The organism is Amphibacillus sediminis NBRC 103570, from assembly GCF_001552275.1.
GTDB classification, from domain to species: Bacteria; Bacillota; Bacilli; order Bacillales; family Amphibacillaceae; genus Amphibacillus_B; species Amphibacillus_B sediminis.
Map to the genome: position 1 here is coordinate 16691 of NZ_BCQW01000004.1, position 16795 is coordinate 33485.

Sequence of the window (16795 nt, forward strand, 5' to 3'; positions counted from 1 at the left end):
TAAAATGAATGGTTGTGCTATGCTAAAAAAAATATCCGATTTGGGAGTGACGATCATGCTTGAACTGATTAAAAAGCGGATGGAACATTTTGAGCAGGTGGGCAATCAATTAGCTGGAGCCAAAGTCTATTATCGAGATGATTGGCAAGTGATTTATTTTGATCTATTAGGCAAACAATTTGGTTTGATGACGCCGGAACCATCCGCTGATGCCATTATTACGTTAAAAGGATTACCCGAAGACAATGAATTTTTACGAAGTACCCATAGTGATGTCACCCCCGGTTATTATGCGAATAAGGTGCATTGGAATTCGATTAAGTTGGCAACAGATCAATTATCGGATCAAGAAATTGAGCAATTGATTGTGCAATCCTATCAGCTGGTCTATCAAAAATTAACTAAAAAAGATCAGGCAAAGATTAATCAACGATAAGTGAGCAAAGTCCAATTTATAGTGCAGGAGGTGGCTTGATGCGTGTGCTAAACTAAATATCTTAAAATAAAGTAAAGAAAGGGTATTTAGTAGTGATAACAAAATTAACCAAACTAAGTGAAGTAGAATTAGATCAATTAATCGATATTTGGTTTAATGCAAATGTTGAAGCACATAGCTTTATTAAACGTGCTTATTGGCAAGAGATGGCTCCAAAAGTTCGAATGATGATTCCTGAGGCTAGTATCTATGTATTTAAATCAGCCGACCAAATTATCGGTTTTATTGGTATGATGGATGATTATATTGCGGGATTATTTGTGAAAGAGCAATGGCGCAAGCAAGGTATTGGCCAAGCGTTATTAACAGAAGCTAAGCAATCTCATGATCGACTATTACTAAAGGTATTCCAAGAAAATCAAAATGCTGTTAACTTTTATATAAACAATGGCTTTAAGCTACTTGGACAGGAGGAAGATCCCAATACAGCTGCAATTGAATATACAATGCAATGGGTTAAGGAGGCAGTAAATGAATCGAATTAACTTAATTTGTCTAGGAGTGGAGAGTATTCCGAGATCGCTCGATTTTTATAAAAATATTGGTTTTGAGACGAGCGCAGGTCATGATGCCCCCGTTGTTTTCTTTAAAAATAGTGGGACACGATTAGAACTGTTTCAAATTAATCAGTTAGCCAAGGATATTAATCATGATTATCCTCCTGCCATAACGAAGGGTGGATTTAATGGGATTACCTTAGCGATTAATATGAAGGCAAAAGCTGAGGTTGATGATTTTTTTAAACGCATTGAAAAGTATGGAGCTACAATTGTAAAGCAGCCTGAAATGGTTTCATGGGGTGGTTATAGTGGCTATTTCACTGATCTGGATGGTTATTATTGGGAAGTAGCTTATGGAGACAATTGGAAGTTTGATCAAAATGACATGTTGGTGATCGACTAAATTTAGGAAACTCGAGTCACCGAATGATGATAGTTAAATAAGCAGCTATGACTAAGAATGTCATAGCTGCTTTTTACGTGTTATTACCATAGTCTAAAAGCTTAAATCTTCTCCATTACTAGCAATCACCTTTTTATACCAGTCAAAGGATTTCTTTTTTGAACGAGCTAGTGTGCCGTTTCCTTCATTGTCACGATCGACATAGATAAAGCCGTAGCGCTTTTTCATTTCACCAGTTCCCGCACTCACTAAGTCAATACAGCCCCAAGTGGTGTAGCCGAGTAAATCAACTCCGTCTAACTCAACGGCATCCTTCATCGCTTTAATGTGCTCAGCCAAATATTCAATTCGGTAGTCGTCCTCAACATATCCATTCTCATCTGGAACATCGACTGCTCCTAAGCCATTCTCCACAATAAATAGTGGCTTTTGGTAACGGTCATAAAGTGAGTTCATTGTCACTCTTAACCCCAATGGATCGATTTGCCAACCCCATTCACTTGCCTCAAGGTAAGGGTTTTTCACCGAAGCAAATAAATTTCCTGATGTTTTTTCGTTTACTTTAGGATCGGTTGAGACAACACGTGAAGAATAATATGAGAATGAAATAAAATCAACCGTATTTTCCTTTAGAAGCTGTAAATCTTCTGCCTCCATTTTAATGTCAATGCCTTCGCGCTCTAATTTTTTTAATGCATATGCAGGGTATTCACCACGTGATTGAACATCAATAAAGAAGTAATTCTCACGGTCTGATTGCTGTGCTTTAAAGACATCCTCTGGTTTACATGAATAAGGGTAGTAATGGCCAGCTGCAAGCATACAACCTACTTTATTCTCAGGATCGACTTCATGGGCGATTCGGGTTGCAATGGCACTAGCAACTAGCTCGTGGTGAGCGGCCTGGTACTTAACCTGCTCGACATTTTCACCCTCTTCAAAATATAGTCCCGCTCCCATAAATGGGGCGTGCAGGATCATATTAATTTCATTAAAGGTTAACCAATATTTAACTAAGCCTTTATAGCGGCGGAAGATCACTTGACAAAGGTTTTCGTAGAAACCAATTAATGCTCGATTACGCCATGCGCCATACTCTTTGATTAAATGCATCGGACAGTCAAAGTGTGTAATGGTAACAAGTGGTTCAATGCCATGCTTATGGCATTCTTTGAATAAATCCTCATAAAATTTAAGCCCTTCTTCATTTGGCTCAGTTTCGTCGCCTTTAGGGAAGATCCGACTCCAGGCAATTGATAACCGATAGGTTTTAAAGCCCATCTCACCAAATAACGCAATGTCTTCTTTATAACGATGATACATGTCAATCGCTTCTTTAGCTGGATAGAAGTGCTCATCATCAAACTCAAACATTTTTTTCTTCCCAGTAATAATAGCACGGCGATCTTCTCCAATTGGAACAACGTCTACATTGGCTAAGCCTCTGCCTCCTTCATTATAACCACCTTCACATTGGTTGGCAGCTGTCGCACCGCCCCATAAAAAATCTTTCCGAAATCCCATGTTATGCCTCCTTGATTGTAGATATTATGTGAATAAATAGAGAAGGGTTAGCTCTGCTGCAAAAATAAGCAGCTGCTTCCCTTCCTATTCTATAAATTAGCGTATCACTTTGATCATTTTTTTACCAGTTTCGACAACTGACTCATTTAAGGTAATAATATCACCATAATCGGCTGAGTTAGTAATCACTACCGGAGTAATTGTTTTATAGCCTTTTTCTGCAATTCCCGCTAAATCAAATTCAATAAGTTTATCACCAATTTCAACCTTCTGGCCTTTTTCAACGAAGTATTGATAGCCTTCTCCCTCTAGTTGGACTGTGTCAATACCGACATGAATTAATAACTCCAAGCCATGGTCGCTCGTTAAGCCGACGGCATGCTTTGAATCAAATAGCGCTGTTACCGTACCAGAAATAGGTGAGAATACTTTTCCCTCTTCAGGTTTAATGGCTACCCCTTTTCCTAAAATCTCTTCAGAAAACATGCCATCTTCTACTGCGGAAAGTGAAACCACTTCTCCTTTAATCGGTGACATAACTACTTCTTCAGATGCTCGTTCTGCTGAGGTAGTCGAAGTATTTTCATCCTTATTTGAGTCATCCTGGTCTCGATCAACTAAAGCATCTTCTTCTGGAGCTGGATCTTTGTAAAGGATGTATGAAATCGTAAATGCAAGAATAATACTAATGACTGCTCCAATACTAGCGAAAATAAGGTGCTGTAATGTGTCATCTCCAATGTAGCTTGGTAGGGTTAGTAGTCCTGGGGAACCACCAGCAAAGTTACGTACTCTAAAGATTCCCATGAATAAACCACCGATACCGCCACCAATCATTGCAGCATATAGAGGGGTTTTAAAGCGTAAGTTAACCCCATACAAAGCGGGCTCTGTAATTCCGAACAAGCCTGTTAAACCAGCAGATGAAGCAAGCTGTTTAACGGTTGAATCTTTACTCTTAAATCCGACAGCTAAGGCAGCTGCACCTTGTCCAACGTTAGAAGCTAACATACCTGGATAAATAACGGTATCGTAGCCACTTACCATTCTGTTGTTAATTCCAATTGGTACTAAACCATAGTGCGTTCCAGTAGCAACAAACAATGGTGATAGAGCACCAATCAGTGTAGGTACTAACCATGGGCTAAAGTTTTCTAAAGCGGTAATTCCAGTAGAAATACCATCACTAATAAAGTGGCCAAGTGGTCCAATAAGGACAATACTAACCGTACCTACAATCGCAATAGTAATTAATGGTTTACTAAAGAACTTAATGGCTTTTGGTGAAATTCGATCTGCGATTGGCTCGATATAAGACATAAACCAAACTGAAAGAATGATTGGAATAACAGATGATGAATAGGTAACTGGTGATACTGGTAAGCCAAACAGACTAATTCCACCCGTTTCTTCTACAGCATTTACCATAGCTACGAAGTTAGGATGGAGTAAAATTCCCCCGACCATCATAGCCAAATAGGCATTAGTATTGAATTTCTTTGCTGACGAGACAGCAAGTAAGATCGGTAAGAAGTAGAAAGCAGCATCTGCCATAAAGTCGATGACTTGGTAGGTTTGACTTTCATTACTCACTAAGTTAAATACAACAAGAACCGAAAGGACTGCCTTCAACATCCCAGCTGCAGTAATCGCAGGTAAAATAGGTGTAAAGATACCGGTAATCGTATCAATTACTTTCGCAACAGGAGAACGATCATCCTGCTCATCTTTTTTACCATCATTGTTATCAAGGGATGGGGCTTGATTGATAATTTCTTTATAGACACTGCCCACATCGCTACCGATGATAACCTGATATTGACCAGCCTTTGAAACAACCCCCATAATTCCAGGTGTATTTTTTAATTTTTCTGTATTCGGTCGTTTATCATCCTTTAAATTAAAACGTAACCGAGTGGCACAATGTCCTAAGTTGTCGACATTCTCGTCACCACCGACATGCTCTAAAATAACTTTTGCTAATTCTGGATAGTTCACGTTTTTCTCCTCCTTCAAGATTGCTAAAAAAAATACCCAAATAAATTCCAACAACTCAACAGAGAGTGGGAAATTATTTAGGTATAGCCTGCTTAACCAGTAACAATCCTATTCCAAATTATTTAATGACTTGTAATTCTTCTAATGTGGATCGTAAGATAGATCATTTCATCCTCTTTTAGATCCCGGCCAAATTCTTTAATAATATAATCACGAATTTTTAAAGCACAAAGATATTCCTCTTTGTATCTTTCCTTGAGCATGAATAGAAAACCAGCATCCTTATTCTCCTCAAGCTCAACACCACTATACAATCGATGGACGAAAAATTTTAAATGGGTAACAAATCGTTCATAATTTAATGAGTACTCGTCTAAGTCCGTTTTGTAATGGTATTTGATGATATTGAGTATGTTTTGGATAATCTGTGTCATTTCAGACACTTGGCTGACTTTTGACATGTCCAGCTCAGCATTTACGATATGCAATGCGATGAAACCGGCTTCATCCTCAGGCAATGATATGCCTAGTTTATTATAAATGATATTTAATGCTTCTTTTCCTATCAAGAATTCATGGTTATAAAATCGCTTGATTTCCCATAGTAAAGCATTTTTAATCGGTAACGCCTTTGTGTGACGTTCGATTGCATAGTCAATGTGATCGGTCAGTGTGAGATAAATATTCTCACTTAGCTTCTTGCCTAAAGACACCTTAGCAAAACTAATGATTTCATTGGCAACCTGTAGATGCTCTAATTTCACATTAGCAAGCAATTGCGTTAGCTTGTTGGTATTCATATCTTTATTGCTCGTGTAAATCTTTTCAATCGCATCAGGATCAATGGGATCACCAGCCTTCTTCTGAAAGCCAACTCCCTTGCCCATTACCAACACTTCATTGTTTGCGCTATCAACAGATTTGACAATATTATTGTTAATCACTTTTTTTACTTCCACAAATTCTATCTCCTCAGGTGAGATTAAATCAGCTAGCTAATAGAATAATGATAAAAATCAAGTATAGCCCGCACCAAGCGGTAACAATCCTGACTTTTATAATTATTAGAACATAAGGTATATTTAATGTCAAGCCTCTATTCCATAGAAAAGCAAGTCATTGTCAGGATTCTATTATTGGGCAATCCTGCGTCAGTTTGTTTTAGTTTCACTTTATCGATCGAAGCTTGATAAAATCTGGGCGCAAATACGCCAAGATTCATGTGATAAATTGCCTTCGTCATATCCACCTAAATTGTTTCCGCAACGATGCGGAAACATTATCTGTTCAAAATGATAACGTTTTCTCTTACGATAAGAGTGTAAAGCTCATGAACTAAGAGGGTTAAACAGCAGACCGAAAAATCTCATCGATGAGGACACGTTGTGTTAGGCAGGGCTCATAAAGTTTATCCAAGGATTATGGTGCAGCATTAATACTGATGAAACATTACCCGAAAGACTTGACTGATATACTGTTGATAGGAATGAGAGTGTTATTTTACAATGCTAGAAACCTGATCAATAAAGACGAGGAGGAGTTTATCATGAAAAAAGCATTGATCATATGCGCAGGTGGCATGTCTTCATCAGTCATTGCTAAGAAAACAACAGAGTACTTTGCAGGAAAAGGTGTAGAAATTGAGTTGGATGCGACATCAGCTTCGCAGGGTGCATCAACGATTGCCCAGGATCAATATGACTTATATTTAGTTAGTCCTCAGACCAAAATGTATTTTGCCAATCTAGAAAAAGCGGCGGTGAAACAGAATAAGCCAATTGTAAATATTCCACCACAAGCTTATGTACCGATTCCAATGGGGATTGAAAAGCTTGCTAAAGTCATCGAAGAGAATATTTAAAAAAGGTTGATCGATATGTTGAGTCAGAAAGAAGTTTCAATCCTTAAACTACTATATGAGAAACGTCATACTTACACGTCAAGTCAAGAGATTTCCACAGCCTTATGTGTGTCAGATCGAACTGCACGCAAGTACCTGCGTCATGTTCGAGATGCTGTTGAAAACCATCATAGTTACATTGAAGCTAAACCAGGTCTAGGTTATCGTTTAATCGTTAATGAGGGATCAACTTTTGAACAATTTTTCCAAACTGAAGTAAATGGTACAGCACCGACAGGAAATATAGGCACCATCCATGAATCAAAAGATCGTCAATATTATATCTTGCATCGATTATTTTTTGAACAGCATCACACGTTTGTTGATGACATCGCTACTGAATTGTACGTATCTCGCTCAACCATTTCAAATGATTTAATTGAAATAAAAAAACTACTTCATCCTTACCAGATTCAATTAAAGAGTAAGCCAAGTACAGGCATTTATCTGGAGGGGAGTGAGCAAAGCTTTCGTCATTTTATTATGAATTACTTTTTCATGAATCGATTGGTTGATAATTTGTACACCTTCTCTACGTATAGTAATTTACTTGGTGATATTAGCATTGAGGAACTTGTTATTATCGTACTCGATGAATGTAGAGAAACGGATTTGAAAATATCTGATTTTATTATTTATAACATTGTACTACACATTGGGCTTGCGATTAGACGAATCCAATTAGGATTTGAAATTGAATTAGAGAACAAGCTGGAATTTCCAGAAGATTCTGTCGAATATCAAACGGCATTAAGAATTATTAATCGTATTAAGGCAAGTATGGATATTCATTTTCCAGTGGAAGAGGCGACCTATATCGCATTGCATTTACGTAACAAGACGACGACAAGGCTGGTGTTTCAGCGGATACCTTATGATAAGAATCAAATTAAGCAACAGCTGCTTGAGGTCTTAAAAGCATTCGATAAAGAAACAGGATATGCTATTGCGCAGGATAAAATTCTTGTCAATGGTCTAATGATCCATTTTACTCCTTTATTGTTAAGACTTCAGAACAATACTAGCATTGAAAATCCTTTATTAACAGAAATTAAGGAAAAACGGTCACAACTGCTTGCCTTGACGATCAAACATTTTGCTAAGATGCCTGTTTTTCAGCCCTATGACGTGACCGAAAGTGAATGGGCGTACTTAACCATTCACTTAGCAGCAGCTGTCGAGCGCTATTATAATGGTCAAAAGGCACGGGTTCTCGTTATTTGTGCAACAGGATTGGGAAGCTCGCAAATGTTAAAAACTCGCTTAGAGCATGAACTTGGATCAAAGATTTTGATTGAACGTGTGATTAGCTACTATGAAATTTCAGAACAGTCTTTAGAAGAAATTGATTTGATTATTTCATCAATTAACTTACCAAATGTCATTCACAACATACCAATTGTCCATGTCAGTGTTTTTTTAGATGACCATGATATTAAAACAATCGAACATGAACTATCGAGATGTAGAGGGATCAAGCAATTATTTGACATTGAAAGTGATCTCAACTTAGATAAGCAAGCAAAGCAAACCGCACTAATCAATCAATGTTTTAGGCCTGAATTATTTCTAAAGGTTGACCATGTTGCAGATAAGGCGACCGTATTGTCAGAATTAATCGGTGCAATCGAACATGTCGAAGGCTATCCAATTAAACAGGCATTAGCTAAACAGCTGAAATTACGAGAAACCTATAGTTCGGTGGCCTTCTCACCTTATTTGGCCGTCCCTCATCCAATTGAAGCAGTTACCAATTCCGCCTATGCGGCGGTTGCGATTGCTCCTAAAGGGATTTTTTGGGATGACAAACATCCGCACGTTCAATTAGTCTTTTTGCTATCACCCGATCTATTAAACCTGACTGAGCTAGAACAAATTAGCATGATGCTGGTGCCAATTATTGAAAACGATATGATTCGACAGTCACTTGTTGCGAGTACAAGTTTTGAACAATTTATTGAGCGGTTTACGAAGTATCTGTCATAAATAGATTTACTAATTGAGGTAGGAGATAAAATGGATACAGAAAAATTACAAGAAATTGCGTTTGAAATCATTTTATATAGCGGGGACGCACGCACGTTAATACATGAAGCTTTCCAGCTAATGCGAGAAAATGCATTCGATGATGCTTTGGCCAAACTAGATAAAGCAAATGAATCACTTATGAAAGCACATAAAACTCAGACAGGTTTACTACAAGAATTTGCTGGCGGTAAAACAATCACGGTAGAGATCATCATGGTTCATGCTCAAGATCATTTAATGACGACCATGTCTTTGCGAGAAGTCGCGGTTGAAATGTTGGCACTTTATCAACGTGTAACGACTTAATCAAGTAGGCGATAACACCATTCACTTGATTAGAAAGGAGTTAGAATGAAAGTAGAACAATTAAATCCATTAAGGCAAGAAACAGCTATTAAAAATTTTCGGTTTAATCGCTTTTTGCTGTTGCGTTATCTGCTAGCTGTATTCTTCTTTATAAATTTATATTGGTTTTTGGCTCTGGTCATGAGTCGGAGTGTGATGATGCTACTGCCGCTTAGCTTACTCGTGATTTGCACAGGAGCCGTGATGGAACATGTAAAACTATACGGTGAAAAGTCCAATCACCTTGATAAACACCTTCATATTAATTTTACTTATCATTGCATTCAAGTGGTTGTTAATGTTGGCTTAGGTTTGACTAGTATGACTGGTTTGGCACATACACATGTCTATCCCTTTCTTGCTGATTCGGTTCAATTAAGATTAACGTTAGCTGCTATTCTCGTGATAGGAATCATTATGTCACTGATCTGTATAAAACGAATACGCGCCATTCAAAGGCAAGCTGATAAACATTTTCAATATATGCAGGAATTTGAAAAGATATTAAAGTGAAAGTGAGTGAACACAATGGAGGAATCAAAAAACAAATTATTTAGTGCCATAGAAAAAACAATTATGGCGCCAATGGGGAAAATCGCTCAGTTTAAAGTTGTCCGAGCTATTATGGCTGCCGGGATGGCTTCTATCCCTTTTACGATTGTTGGATCAATGTTCCTAGTTTTAAATGTTTTACCACAAACATTCACATTTTTAGAGGGGTTCTTCAATGCTGCTTTCTTTAGAGTAAGCGAGTTATATATGGTTGCAAATAGTACAACAACCGGATTGTTGGCCTTATATTTCTGTATCGTGTTAGGGTTTGAATACTCAAAAATTATTGCTGAAGAGGAAAATTTAAACATAGCTCCATTAAATGGGGCGTTGCTTTCAATGTTTGCCTTCTTTTTGACCATTCCGCAATTAGTGTTTGAAGGCGGTATGATGAGCCTGATTCATGATCCAGAAACGAGTATTATTAACGGATGGGCAATAGGCGGAGATGGGGTAGCTCGGTTAGGTACAGTTGGTATTTTTACGGGTATTATCATGGCTATTATTGCTGTACGGCTATATCGATTATGTGTAGCGAAAAATTGGGTGATCAAAATGCCTGAGGAAGTCCCATTAGGAGTAGCACGTGCTTTTACTGCGCTGATTCCAGCCTTTGTTGTCGCCTTTACTGTATTGATCATCAATGGTGTGTTAATTGCGCTCGGAACTGATATTTTCCAATTAATCGAGGTTCCCTTTGGATTTGTTACACAACTAACGAACAGTTGGTTAGGTCTAATGGTTATTTACTTTATCGTTCATGCCCTTTGGTTAGTAGGGATACATGGTGCAAATATTGTTTTCTCCTTACTCACCCCAATTACTTTAGGAAACTTAGCTGCTAATGCTGATGGAGCTATACTTCCTTTAGCCGGCGAGTTTAACAATGCTTTTGTAACAATCGGAGGTTCTGGTGCAACTTTAGGTTTTGCTTTATTCTTAGTCTATCGGGCAAAGTCTAAACAATTAAGTGTTTTAGGAAAAGCAGCGATTGTCCCTGCGATCTTTAACATTAATGAACCTTTGATATTTGGTGTACCGTTGATTTACAACCCGTATTTAGCCCTACCATTTTTCCTAGCTCCAATGGCATCAGCATCAATTGCCTATTTTGCAACTTCATTAGAAATTATTCGGCCAATGATTGCGCAAATGCCTTGGCCATCACCAGTTGGGGTAGGTGCTTTCATCGGTACAGGTGGTGATTGGAAAGCGGCTGTTGTTGCTATTTTATGTGCAGTGGTGGCCTTTCTAATCTACTTACCATTCGCACGCTCATATGATGCGCAACTAGTTAGACAAGAACAATAATGTGCATGTAGTAAACGAGATTACTAGGCAGCCTTGTGCTCTTGATAGAGTAGACGTGCGTCTTCTTTGTCTGGAGACAGGGCTTTTTGCTTTTGTTGGTACAATAACAATCTCCTAAAACGGTTTGCCCTCTTTGACTAACATATCCTTGCAGTCCTCTAAAATTTGATAAGCTCCTATCTATTTTCCATAACCCTCCTTTAATATCGGTAAACTTGAAATGCTTGCTAGCTTAGTAGATATAGACGAATGATGATCAAATGCGCCTTGGCGTATTGCGCCCAGTTTTTAACGAGTTTCGCTTGATCTATGGCATCCATCGGAAGCTTTAACTTTCTCGCAGTGTAACAGGCTGGGGCTGCGATTACTCGCCCCATCAAAGGGCTTTTGTAAGCCGCCTGCTACAAGACATAAGGGAACACGTCATGTCTAAGTGGGAGATCCAACAGCCAGTAACGGCCCGATTGGTTCAACTAACCTTCAGTGGTGGAGAGAGGAAGCTGACTAAGTTCGCGACGTCGTGTCGCAACGTCTGCACGAGCACATCCGATACGTCGAAACCCGCTGAATGGACTACAAATAGGCATTCATCCCACCACTTATCGACGTGAGCGACTTTTGCTGAATGAAGTTAAATCTAGTTTAGTGTCAATCGATACGATCAGTTATGATCAAATAGACTCATTTATCCTTTTTGTATTTTCTTGAAAATCTTAACAAAATATTGAAGTTTAATTTACATCTACTTAAAACTAACACTTTACAGTTATAGAGAAGGTAATTTTTTAATATTAATGGAGGTTAGTAAAAATGAAGAAGTTTTTTGCTATTGGATTTATTTTAACACTACTACTTGTGGGATGTAGCCAAGGTACGAGCGGTGACGATGGTACTTTGACTTTCGTCTGGTATCCGAATGAATCAGGTGCAGATTTAAAGGATGCGCGCGAAGCGATTGGTAAGGTTATCGAAGACGCTACTGGAAAAACAGTTGAGCATCAGACTACAACAGACTACAATATTGCCATTGAATCATTAGCTAATGGTAGTGCTGATTTAGCCTTTATGGGCGCCCAAGGATTCGTGGAAGCACATAATAAAAACGAAGATGTTCTCCCTTTCGTTGTACCGAGTGGCGCATCGGGTACATTGGATGATGCTGTTTATTATAGCTGGCTAAGTGTTAAAAAAGGAAATGAAGATGCCTATAAAGAAGACGATAGCTATTCAATTGACAATATTGTCGATAAAAGCTTTTCATTTGTATCGAATAGCTCTACTTCAGGTTTTGTTGTTCCTTCAACAGGTATCGTTGATTACTTTAGTCAAGTTAGTGGCTATGAAGACATAACAGCAGACGATTTAATTGAAGGTGGTCATTTCTTTAGTGAAGTATTATATGGAGGTTCGCATCAAGGATCGGCTGTTAACTTGTTAACAGATGCTGTCGACGTAGCCGCTTTCTGTGATTCTTGTGTGGATAATTATATTGAATTAGCTGAGGGTGAAGTAAATACACCTGGAGCAGTTTACCGTGTTAGAGATGATGCCGCTGAGCCATTTAATACCATACCAGGTGAAGAATTTGTGATTATTTCAGTGACCCCTGTATTGAATGCCCCATTCGCAGTAAACACTGCAACAGTGAGTGATGAAGATCAGCAAGCGATTTTAGATGCATTTACCTCAGATGAGGTAGCTAATAATGAAGATATCTTTGTTCCTGCTGATTCAGAAAAAGGTGGTTTATTCAGTAAATCAGCTGAAGAACGTTTTGTTCAAGTAGATAATGATTGGTTTAATCCGATCCGAGAACTTTCAAATTAATTAAATGACAGGGGAGGAGCTTTACGATGACAAAATTGTTAGAGCTACAAGGTGTATCAAAAACATACGGGAAAAACACTGTGGCATTGTCTGAGATAAACTTCTCCGTAAATGAAGGGGAGTTTGTTTCCGTAATTGGCCCATCGGGTGCGGGGAAATCAACTCTCCTTCGTTGTATTAATCGTATGATTGATTCGACGAGCGGAGAGATTAACTTTGACGGACAAGCTGTACAAAAGTTAAACAAAAAGGCATTAAGACAATTCCGGACAAAAATTGGAATGATTTTTCAACATTATAATCTTGTTGATCGTTTAACCGTCTTTGAAAATGTGCTGCATGGACGTTTAGGCTACAAATCGACACTTGCTGGGGCGTTTGGATTCTACACAGACGAAGAAAAACGTCAAGCTTTAGAGCTATTATCTATTCTTGGGCTTGAAAGCCAAGTCTATAAACGTTGTGATCAACTTAGTGGAGGCCAAAAACAACGGGTAGGGATCGCGCGAGCATTGGTACAAAAACCAAAACTATTATTATGTGATGAGCCAATTGCCTCCTTAGATCCCAATGCATCCAAAGTGATTATGGACTATTTACAAACTATTTGTAAATCAATGGGTATCACAGTTATGGTTAATCTTCATCAAGTTGATGTTGCGTTAAAGTATAGTGATCGAGTAATTGGGATAAGCAAAGGTGAAGTAGTCTATCAGGGTGATCCGCGCTTTATGAAGGAAGAGGAAATTCATCATATTTACGGTTCAGAAGCTGGGGAGTTAATTTTTAATTTAAGTGAGGAATCGCATTATGTTGGATAATTTCTTCTTGAGAAAAAGACTCAAATTGTCCTTGCTAATTGTTTTGATATTAGCGATCACATATGGTGCTATTCTAATTGCAGAATATGACATCATCAAAGGGTTTACGTCAATTCCCGAAGCGTTTGTATGGGGTGTACAAAATTTCTACCCTGATGCTAATGCATTTTCAAGACTGCCAAATATTTTAAACAAATTAATTGAAACTGTACTCATATCAGTTGCTTCCGCAAGTACGGCAGCGATCCTTGCTTTTTTATTTGCCATTCTCGGTTCACATACAACAAGGATAAATGGATTCTTTGCTTCAATTTCACGGTTATTTGCTACACTGTTTCGTAATATTGATGTCGCTGTTTGGTCAATGATTTTATTATTTTCATTTGGTCAGAGTGCATTAACCGGTTATTTTGCGCTGTTTTTTGTATCATTTGGATTTTTAACACGGGCTTTTACTGAAACGATTGATGAAGTAAGTAATGATTCAGTGGAGGCTTTGCGTGCAACAGGAGCCAGTTATATCTCTACCATTACGAATGCGGTTGTTCCATCAAGTGCTCCTCAATTGATTAGTTGGCTGCTATTTATGATTGAAACCAATATTAGAAGTGCAACGCTAGTAGGGATACTAACAGGAACAGGTATTGGCTTCTTGTTTGATTTATATTATAAATCCTTAGATTATCATAGTGCTAGTTTAGTTGTTATTATGGTTGTTATTGCTATCTTAGCTTTAGAAGCATTGTCGAATTTTATTAGAAGGGTGATCTTGTAATGAAAGATCTATCAACGAAGGATATCATTAAACCGCTCAAAACTGAGAAAAAAATTAAAGTGAAGCCTTTTTCTAAAGCGGGCTTAGTGATTAGGTTAACTTTAATTGCCTTGGCAGGATTGACTATCTACGGATTTATAACGTTTGATTATAAAAATATTACCTTCTTTGAGGCACTGGCAGGAAGCTTGACTAATTTCCGTGTCATGTTTACAGAAGCACATTTCAATCACTTTACTTTTTCTGAAGCTCTTTATCAAGTACTGATAACCCTATGCTTAGCTTTATTAACCACGATTATAGGAGCAATTATTTCATTGTTTCTCGGTTTATTTGCTGCACAAAATCTTTCTTCACCACTATTATCAAATAGTATAAAAAATGTTATCGCAATCATTCGTGCAGTTCCAACTGTGCTATGGGTGTTAATATTTGCTGTATCAGCTGGCCTTGGGAGTGTAGCAGCCGTCATTGGAATGACCTTTCACTCAGTAGGCTACTTAGTAAAAGCATATTCTGAAGCATTTGAAGAGCTTGACCATGGTGTTATTGAAGCACTTCAAGCAGGCGGTGCCAACTGGTGGCAAATTGTCTGGCAGGCTGTTATCCCTTCGACGCTTACTTATCTTGTTTCGTGGACATTCTTGCGCTTTGAGATCAACTTTGCAGCAGCCATTGCGATGGGAGCTGCGGCTGGTGCAGGTGGAATAGGCTTTGACTTATTTATGGCAAGTAACTTTTATCTTGATTTAAGAGAAGCTGGGGTCATTACTTTCTTTATTTTAGCGGTTGCTATCTTGTTAGAAATCATTGCTGTACGTTTGAAGAAATATTTAAAGACAGCTCAATAATAATAAATCCCATGTTCACAAAGTTCATGGTTTTTTCCTTTTTTAAACGCTATGAATGACAAGAGAGTCATTTTAAGTAGTAAAAATTTCGAATTACTATATATATGAAGAACTAACCCATTTACTAAAAGGTGAGTTTTATCGCAGTGTAACTGGCTGGGCTGCGATTACTCGCCCCATCGAAGGGCTTTGTAAGACTCCTCCTTCAAGATATAAGTGGACACGTCATGTCTAAGTGGAGATCCAACAGCCAGTAACGGCCTGATTGGTTCAACTCACGTTCAGTTGGGAGAGAGAAAGCTGACTAAGTTTGTGACGTCGTGTCGCAACGTCTGCACGAGCACATCCGATGCGTCCAGATCCCCACTGAACGAAGTTTCACTTTATAAGAGCAAAAAAATGGTTAGCTTTTGTTTCTCTACTAGCTCTACTAGGTAAATACTTCGTTATGATTCGGATTCAATGACGATCGTGATCACTTGAATCCTTAAGCCTCTTAATAACTTAATTTATTAATTTTATTCAGCAATAAGTGGTGCGATAAATACTAATGGTATTCCAGTCATCAGCGATTCAAATTCCGGCTAAATAAAGTTAAGCACACAGATTATCAGTGGAGATTTATCGAGCGAAACTTGATAAAATCTGGGCGCAAAAACGTCAAAGCATATTTGATCGATTGATTCGCAATGCTTTTGCCATGCATTCTAGGTCAAATGTAGTATAATAATCTATAGAGTTTTTAAGGGGGCAACTTACTTTGAGCTATGTAGAAGTGATAAATGAGTATAAACGCTATCAAATGGGTGAAAACACGATTGTGGCGAATAACGGCATCAGCTTTGAAATTGAAAAAGGTGAATTGGCCGTTATTCTCGGTCCATCAGGAGCTGGAAAATCAACCGTCCTAAATATATTAGGCGGTATGGATACACCAGATGAAGGAGAAATTCTAGTTGATGGTCGAAATATTGCCGACTTTTCAACCAAGCAGCTGACGCAATATCGACGGGATGATGTCGGGTTTGTTTTTCAATTTTATAATTTAGTACCAAATTTAACAGCCCGAGAAAATGTTGAGCTTGCTACACAAATCTCCCCTAACGCACTAGACATTGATCAGGTGCTTGAAAACGTTGGGCTTGCTCATCGGGTTAATAATTTCCCAGCTCAATTGTCTGGTGGAGAACAACAGCGTGTAGCTATTGCAAGAGCATTAGCCAAAAATCCGAAGCTGTTGCTATGTGATGAGCCAACTGGAGCGCTTGATTATGAAACAGGAAAACAAATTTTAAAACTATTACAATCGACAGCTAGGGAAACCGGGATGACCGTCATTGTTATTACCCATAATACGGCCATTGCACCAATTGCTGATCGTGTCATTTATATTAATGATGCCAAGGTACGTGAAACCATTTTGAACCCTCATCCACGTTCAGTTGAAGATATTGAGTGGTAAGG

16 protein-coding genes are annotated in these 16795 nt (G+C 38.3%); 13 read left to right on the forward strand and 3 right to left on the reverse strand.

What is annotated here, in order from left to right; genetic code table 11:
• The first annotated feature begins 55 nt into the window (after positions 1–55).
• From ASE01S_RS04410 to ASE01S_RS04420, 3 genes are all read left to right on the forward strand, one after another.
• Entirely contained in the window at positions 56–436 is a 381-nt protein-coding gene (locus tag ASE01S_RS04410; protein ID WP_174520231.1) for an MmcQ/YjbR family DNA-binding protein, read from the forward strand.
• Positions 437–528: 92 nt separating this feature from the next.
• Complete coding sequence (locus ASE01S_RS04415; protein WP_067838973.1) at positions 529–981, forward strand: GNAT family N-acetyltransferase; 453 nt, start codon at positions 529–531, stop codon at positions 979–981.
• Entirely contained in the window at positions 968–1399 is a 432-nt protein-coding gene (locus tag ASE01S_RS04420; protein WP_067838976.1) for a VOC family protein, read from the forward strand. Before ASE01S_RS04415 ends, ASE01S_RS04420 begins: the two co-directional genes overlap by 14 nt.
• Before the next feature lie 93 nt (positions 1400–1492).
• Here ASE01S_RS04420 and ASE01S_RS04425 read toward each other — a convergent pair whose 3' ends face one another.
• The 3 genes from ASE01S_RS04425 to licT form a co-directional block, all read right to left on the reverse strand.
• On the reverse strand, positions 1493–2923 hold the full coding sequence (locus ASE01S_RS04425) for a 6-phospho-beta-glucosidase (protein WP_067838979.1): 1431 nt from the start codon (positions 2921–2923) through the stop codon (positions 1493–1495).
• A gap of 96 nt (positions 2924–3019) precedes the next feature.
• Complete coding sequence (locus tag ASE01S_RS04430) at positions 3020–4921, reverse strand: beta-glucoside-specific PTS transporter subunit IIABC (protein WP_067838982.1); 1902 nt, start codon at positions 4919–4921, stop codon at positions 3020–3022.
• 122 nt (positions 4922–5043) lie between these two features.
• Positions 5044–5880 carry a BglG family transcription antiterminator LicT gene (gene licT / locus ASE01S_RS04435; protein WP_067838985.1) on the reverse strand — a complete coding sequence of 279 codons (837 nt, stop codon included), beginning with the start codon at positions 5878–5880 and terminating at the stop codon, positions 5044–5046.
• A 587-nt stretch (positions 5881–6467) separates the two neighbouring features.
• On the opposite strand from licT, the gene ASE01S_RS04440 reads away from it, so the two are divergent.
• From ASE01S_RS04440 to ASE01S_RS04485, 10 genes are all read left to right on the forward strand, one after another.
• Positions 6468–6782, forward strand: coding sequence for a PTS cellobiose transporter subunit IIB (locus ASE01S_RS04440; protein WP_067838988.1), 315 nt, complete (start codon positions 6468–6470; stop codon positions 6780–6782).
• Positions 6783–6797: 15 nt separating this feature from the next.
• The gene (locus ASE01S_RS04445; protein ID WP_067838991.1) at positions 6798–8807 is read left to right on the forward strand and encodes a BglG family transcription antiterminator; all 2010 of its coding nucleotides are present in this window, start codon (positions 6798–6800) and stop codon (positions 8805–8807) included.
• 30 nt (positions 8808–8837) lie between these two features.
• Positions 8838–9155, forward strand: coding sequence for a PTS cellobiose transporter subunit IIA (locus tag ASE01S_RS04450; protein ID WP_067838994.1), 318 nt, complete (start codon positions 8838–8840; stop codon positions 9153–9155).
• Between the two features lie 45 nt (positions 9156–9200).
• On the forward strand, positions 9201–9707 hold the full coding sequence (locus ASE01S_RS04455) for a hypothetical protein (RefSeq protein ID WP_067838997.1): 507 nt from the start codon (positions 9201–9203) through the stop codon (positions 9705–9707).
• A gap of 15 nt (positions 9708–9722) precedes the next feature.
• A complete protein-coding gene (gene celB / locus ASE01S_RS04460) occupies positions 9723–11057 on the forward strand; it encodes a PTS cellobiose transporter subunit IIC (protein WP_067839001.1) in 1335 nt (444 codons plus the stop codon).
• Between the two features lie 810 nt (positions 11058–11867).
• Positions 11868–12884 (forward strand): PhnD/SsuA/transferrin family substrate-binding protein, encoded by a 1017-nt coding sequence (locus ASE01S_RS04465; RefSeq protein WP_067839004.1) that lies wholly within the window; start codon positions 11868–11870, stop codon positions 12882–12884.
• A gap of 26 nt (positions 12885–12910) precedes the next feature.
• Positions 12911–13705 carry a phosphonate ABC transporter ATP-binding protein gene (phnC, locus tag ASE01S_RS04470; protein ID WP_067839008.1) on the forward strand — a complete coding sequence of 265 codons (795 nt, stop codon included), beginning with the start codon at positions 12911–12913 and terminating at the stop codon, positions 13703–13705.
• The gene (locus ASE01S_RS04475; RefSeq protein WP_067839011.1) at positions 13695–14480 is read left to right on the forward strand and encodes a PhnE/PtxC family ABC transporter permease; all 786 of its coding nucleotides are present in this window, start codon (positions 13695–13697) and stop codon (positions 14478–14480) included. Before phnC ends, ASE01S_RS04475 begins: the two co-directional genes overlap by 11 nt.
• Positions 14480–15331 (forward strand): PhnE/PtxC family ABC transporter permease, encoded by an 852-nt coding sequence (locus ASE01S_RS04480; RefSeq protein WP_067839014.1) that lies wholly within the window; start codon positions 14480–14482, stop codon positions 15329–15331. Before ASE01S_RS04475 ends, ASE01S_RS04480 begins: the two co-directional genes overlap by 1 nt.
• A 760-nt stretch (positions 15332–16091) precedes the next feature.
• Positions 16092–16793 carry an ABC transporter ATP-binding protein gene (locus tag ASE01S_RS04485; RefSeq protein WP_067839017.1) on the forward strand — a complete coding sequence of 234 codons (702 nt, stop codon included), beginning with the start codon at positions 16092–16094 and terminating at the stop codon, positions 16791–16793.
• The last annotated feature ends 2 nt before the right edge of the window (positions 16794–16795 follow it).

Coding starts and splice junctions, on each gene's coding strand:
- ASE01S_RS04410 (WP_174520231.1), top strand. CDS start 56: ATGCTTGAACTGATTAAAAAGCGGATGGAACATTTTGAGCAGGTGGGC.
- ASE01S_RS04420 (WP_067838976.1), top strand. CDS start 968: ATGAATCGAATTAACTTAATTTGTCTAGGAGTGGAGAGTATTCCGAGA.
- ASE01S_RS04425 (WP_067838979.1), bottom strand. CDS start 2,923: ATGGGATTTCGGAAAGATTTTTTATGGGGCGGTGCGACAGCTGCCAAC.
- ASE01S_RS04440 (WP_067838988.1), top strand. CDS start 6,468: ATGAAAAAAGCATTGATCATATGCGCAGGTGGCATGTCTTCATCAGTC.
- ASE01S_RS04445 (WP_067838991.1), top strand. CDS start 6,798: ATGTTGAGTCAGAAAGAAGTTTCAATCCTTAAACTACTATATGAGAAA.
- ASE01S_RS04450 (WP_067838994.1), top strand. CDS start 8,838: ATGGATACAGAAAAATTACAAGAAATTGCGTTTGAAATCATTTTATAT.
- ASE01S_RS04455 (WP_067838997.1), top strand. CDS start 9,201: ATGAAAGTAGAACAATTAAATCCATTAAGGCAAGAAACAGCTATTAAA.
- celB (WP_067839001.1), top strand. CDS start 9,723: ATGGAGGAATCAAAAAACAAATTATTTAGTGCCATAGAAAAAACAATT.
- ASE01S_RS04465 (WP_067839004.1), top strand. CDS start 11,868: ATGAAGAAGTTTTTTGCTATTGGATTTATTTTAACACTACTACTTGTG.
- phnC (WP_067839008.1), top strand. CDS start 12,911: ATGACAAAATTGTTAGAGCTACAAGGTGTATCAAAAACATACGGGAAA.
- ASE01S_RS04475 (WP_067839011.1), top strand. CDS start 13,695: ATGTTGGATAATTTCTTCTTGAGAAAAAGACTCAAATTGTCCTTGCTA.
- ASE01S_RS04480 (WP_067839014.1), top strand. CDS start 14,480: ATGAAAGATCTATCAACGAAGGATATCATTAAACCGCTCAAAACTGAG.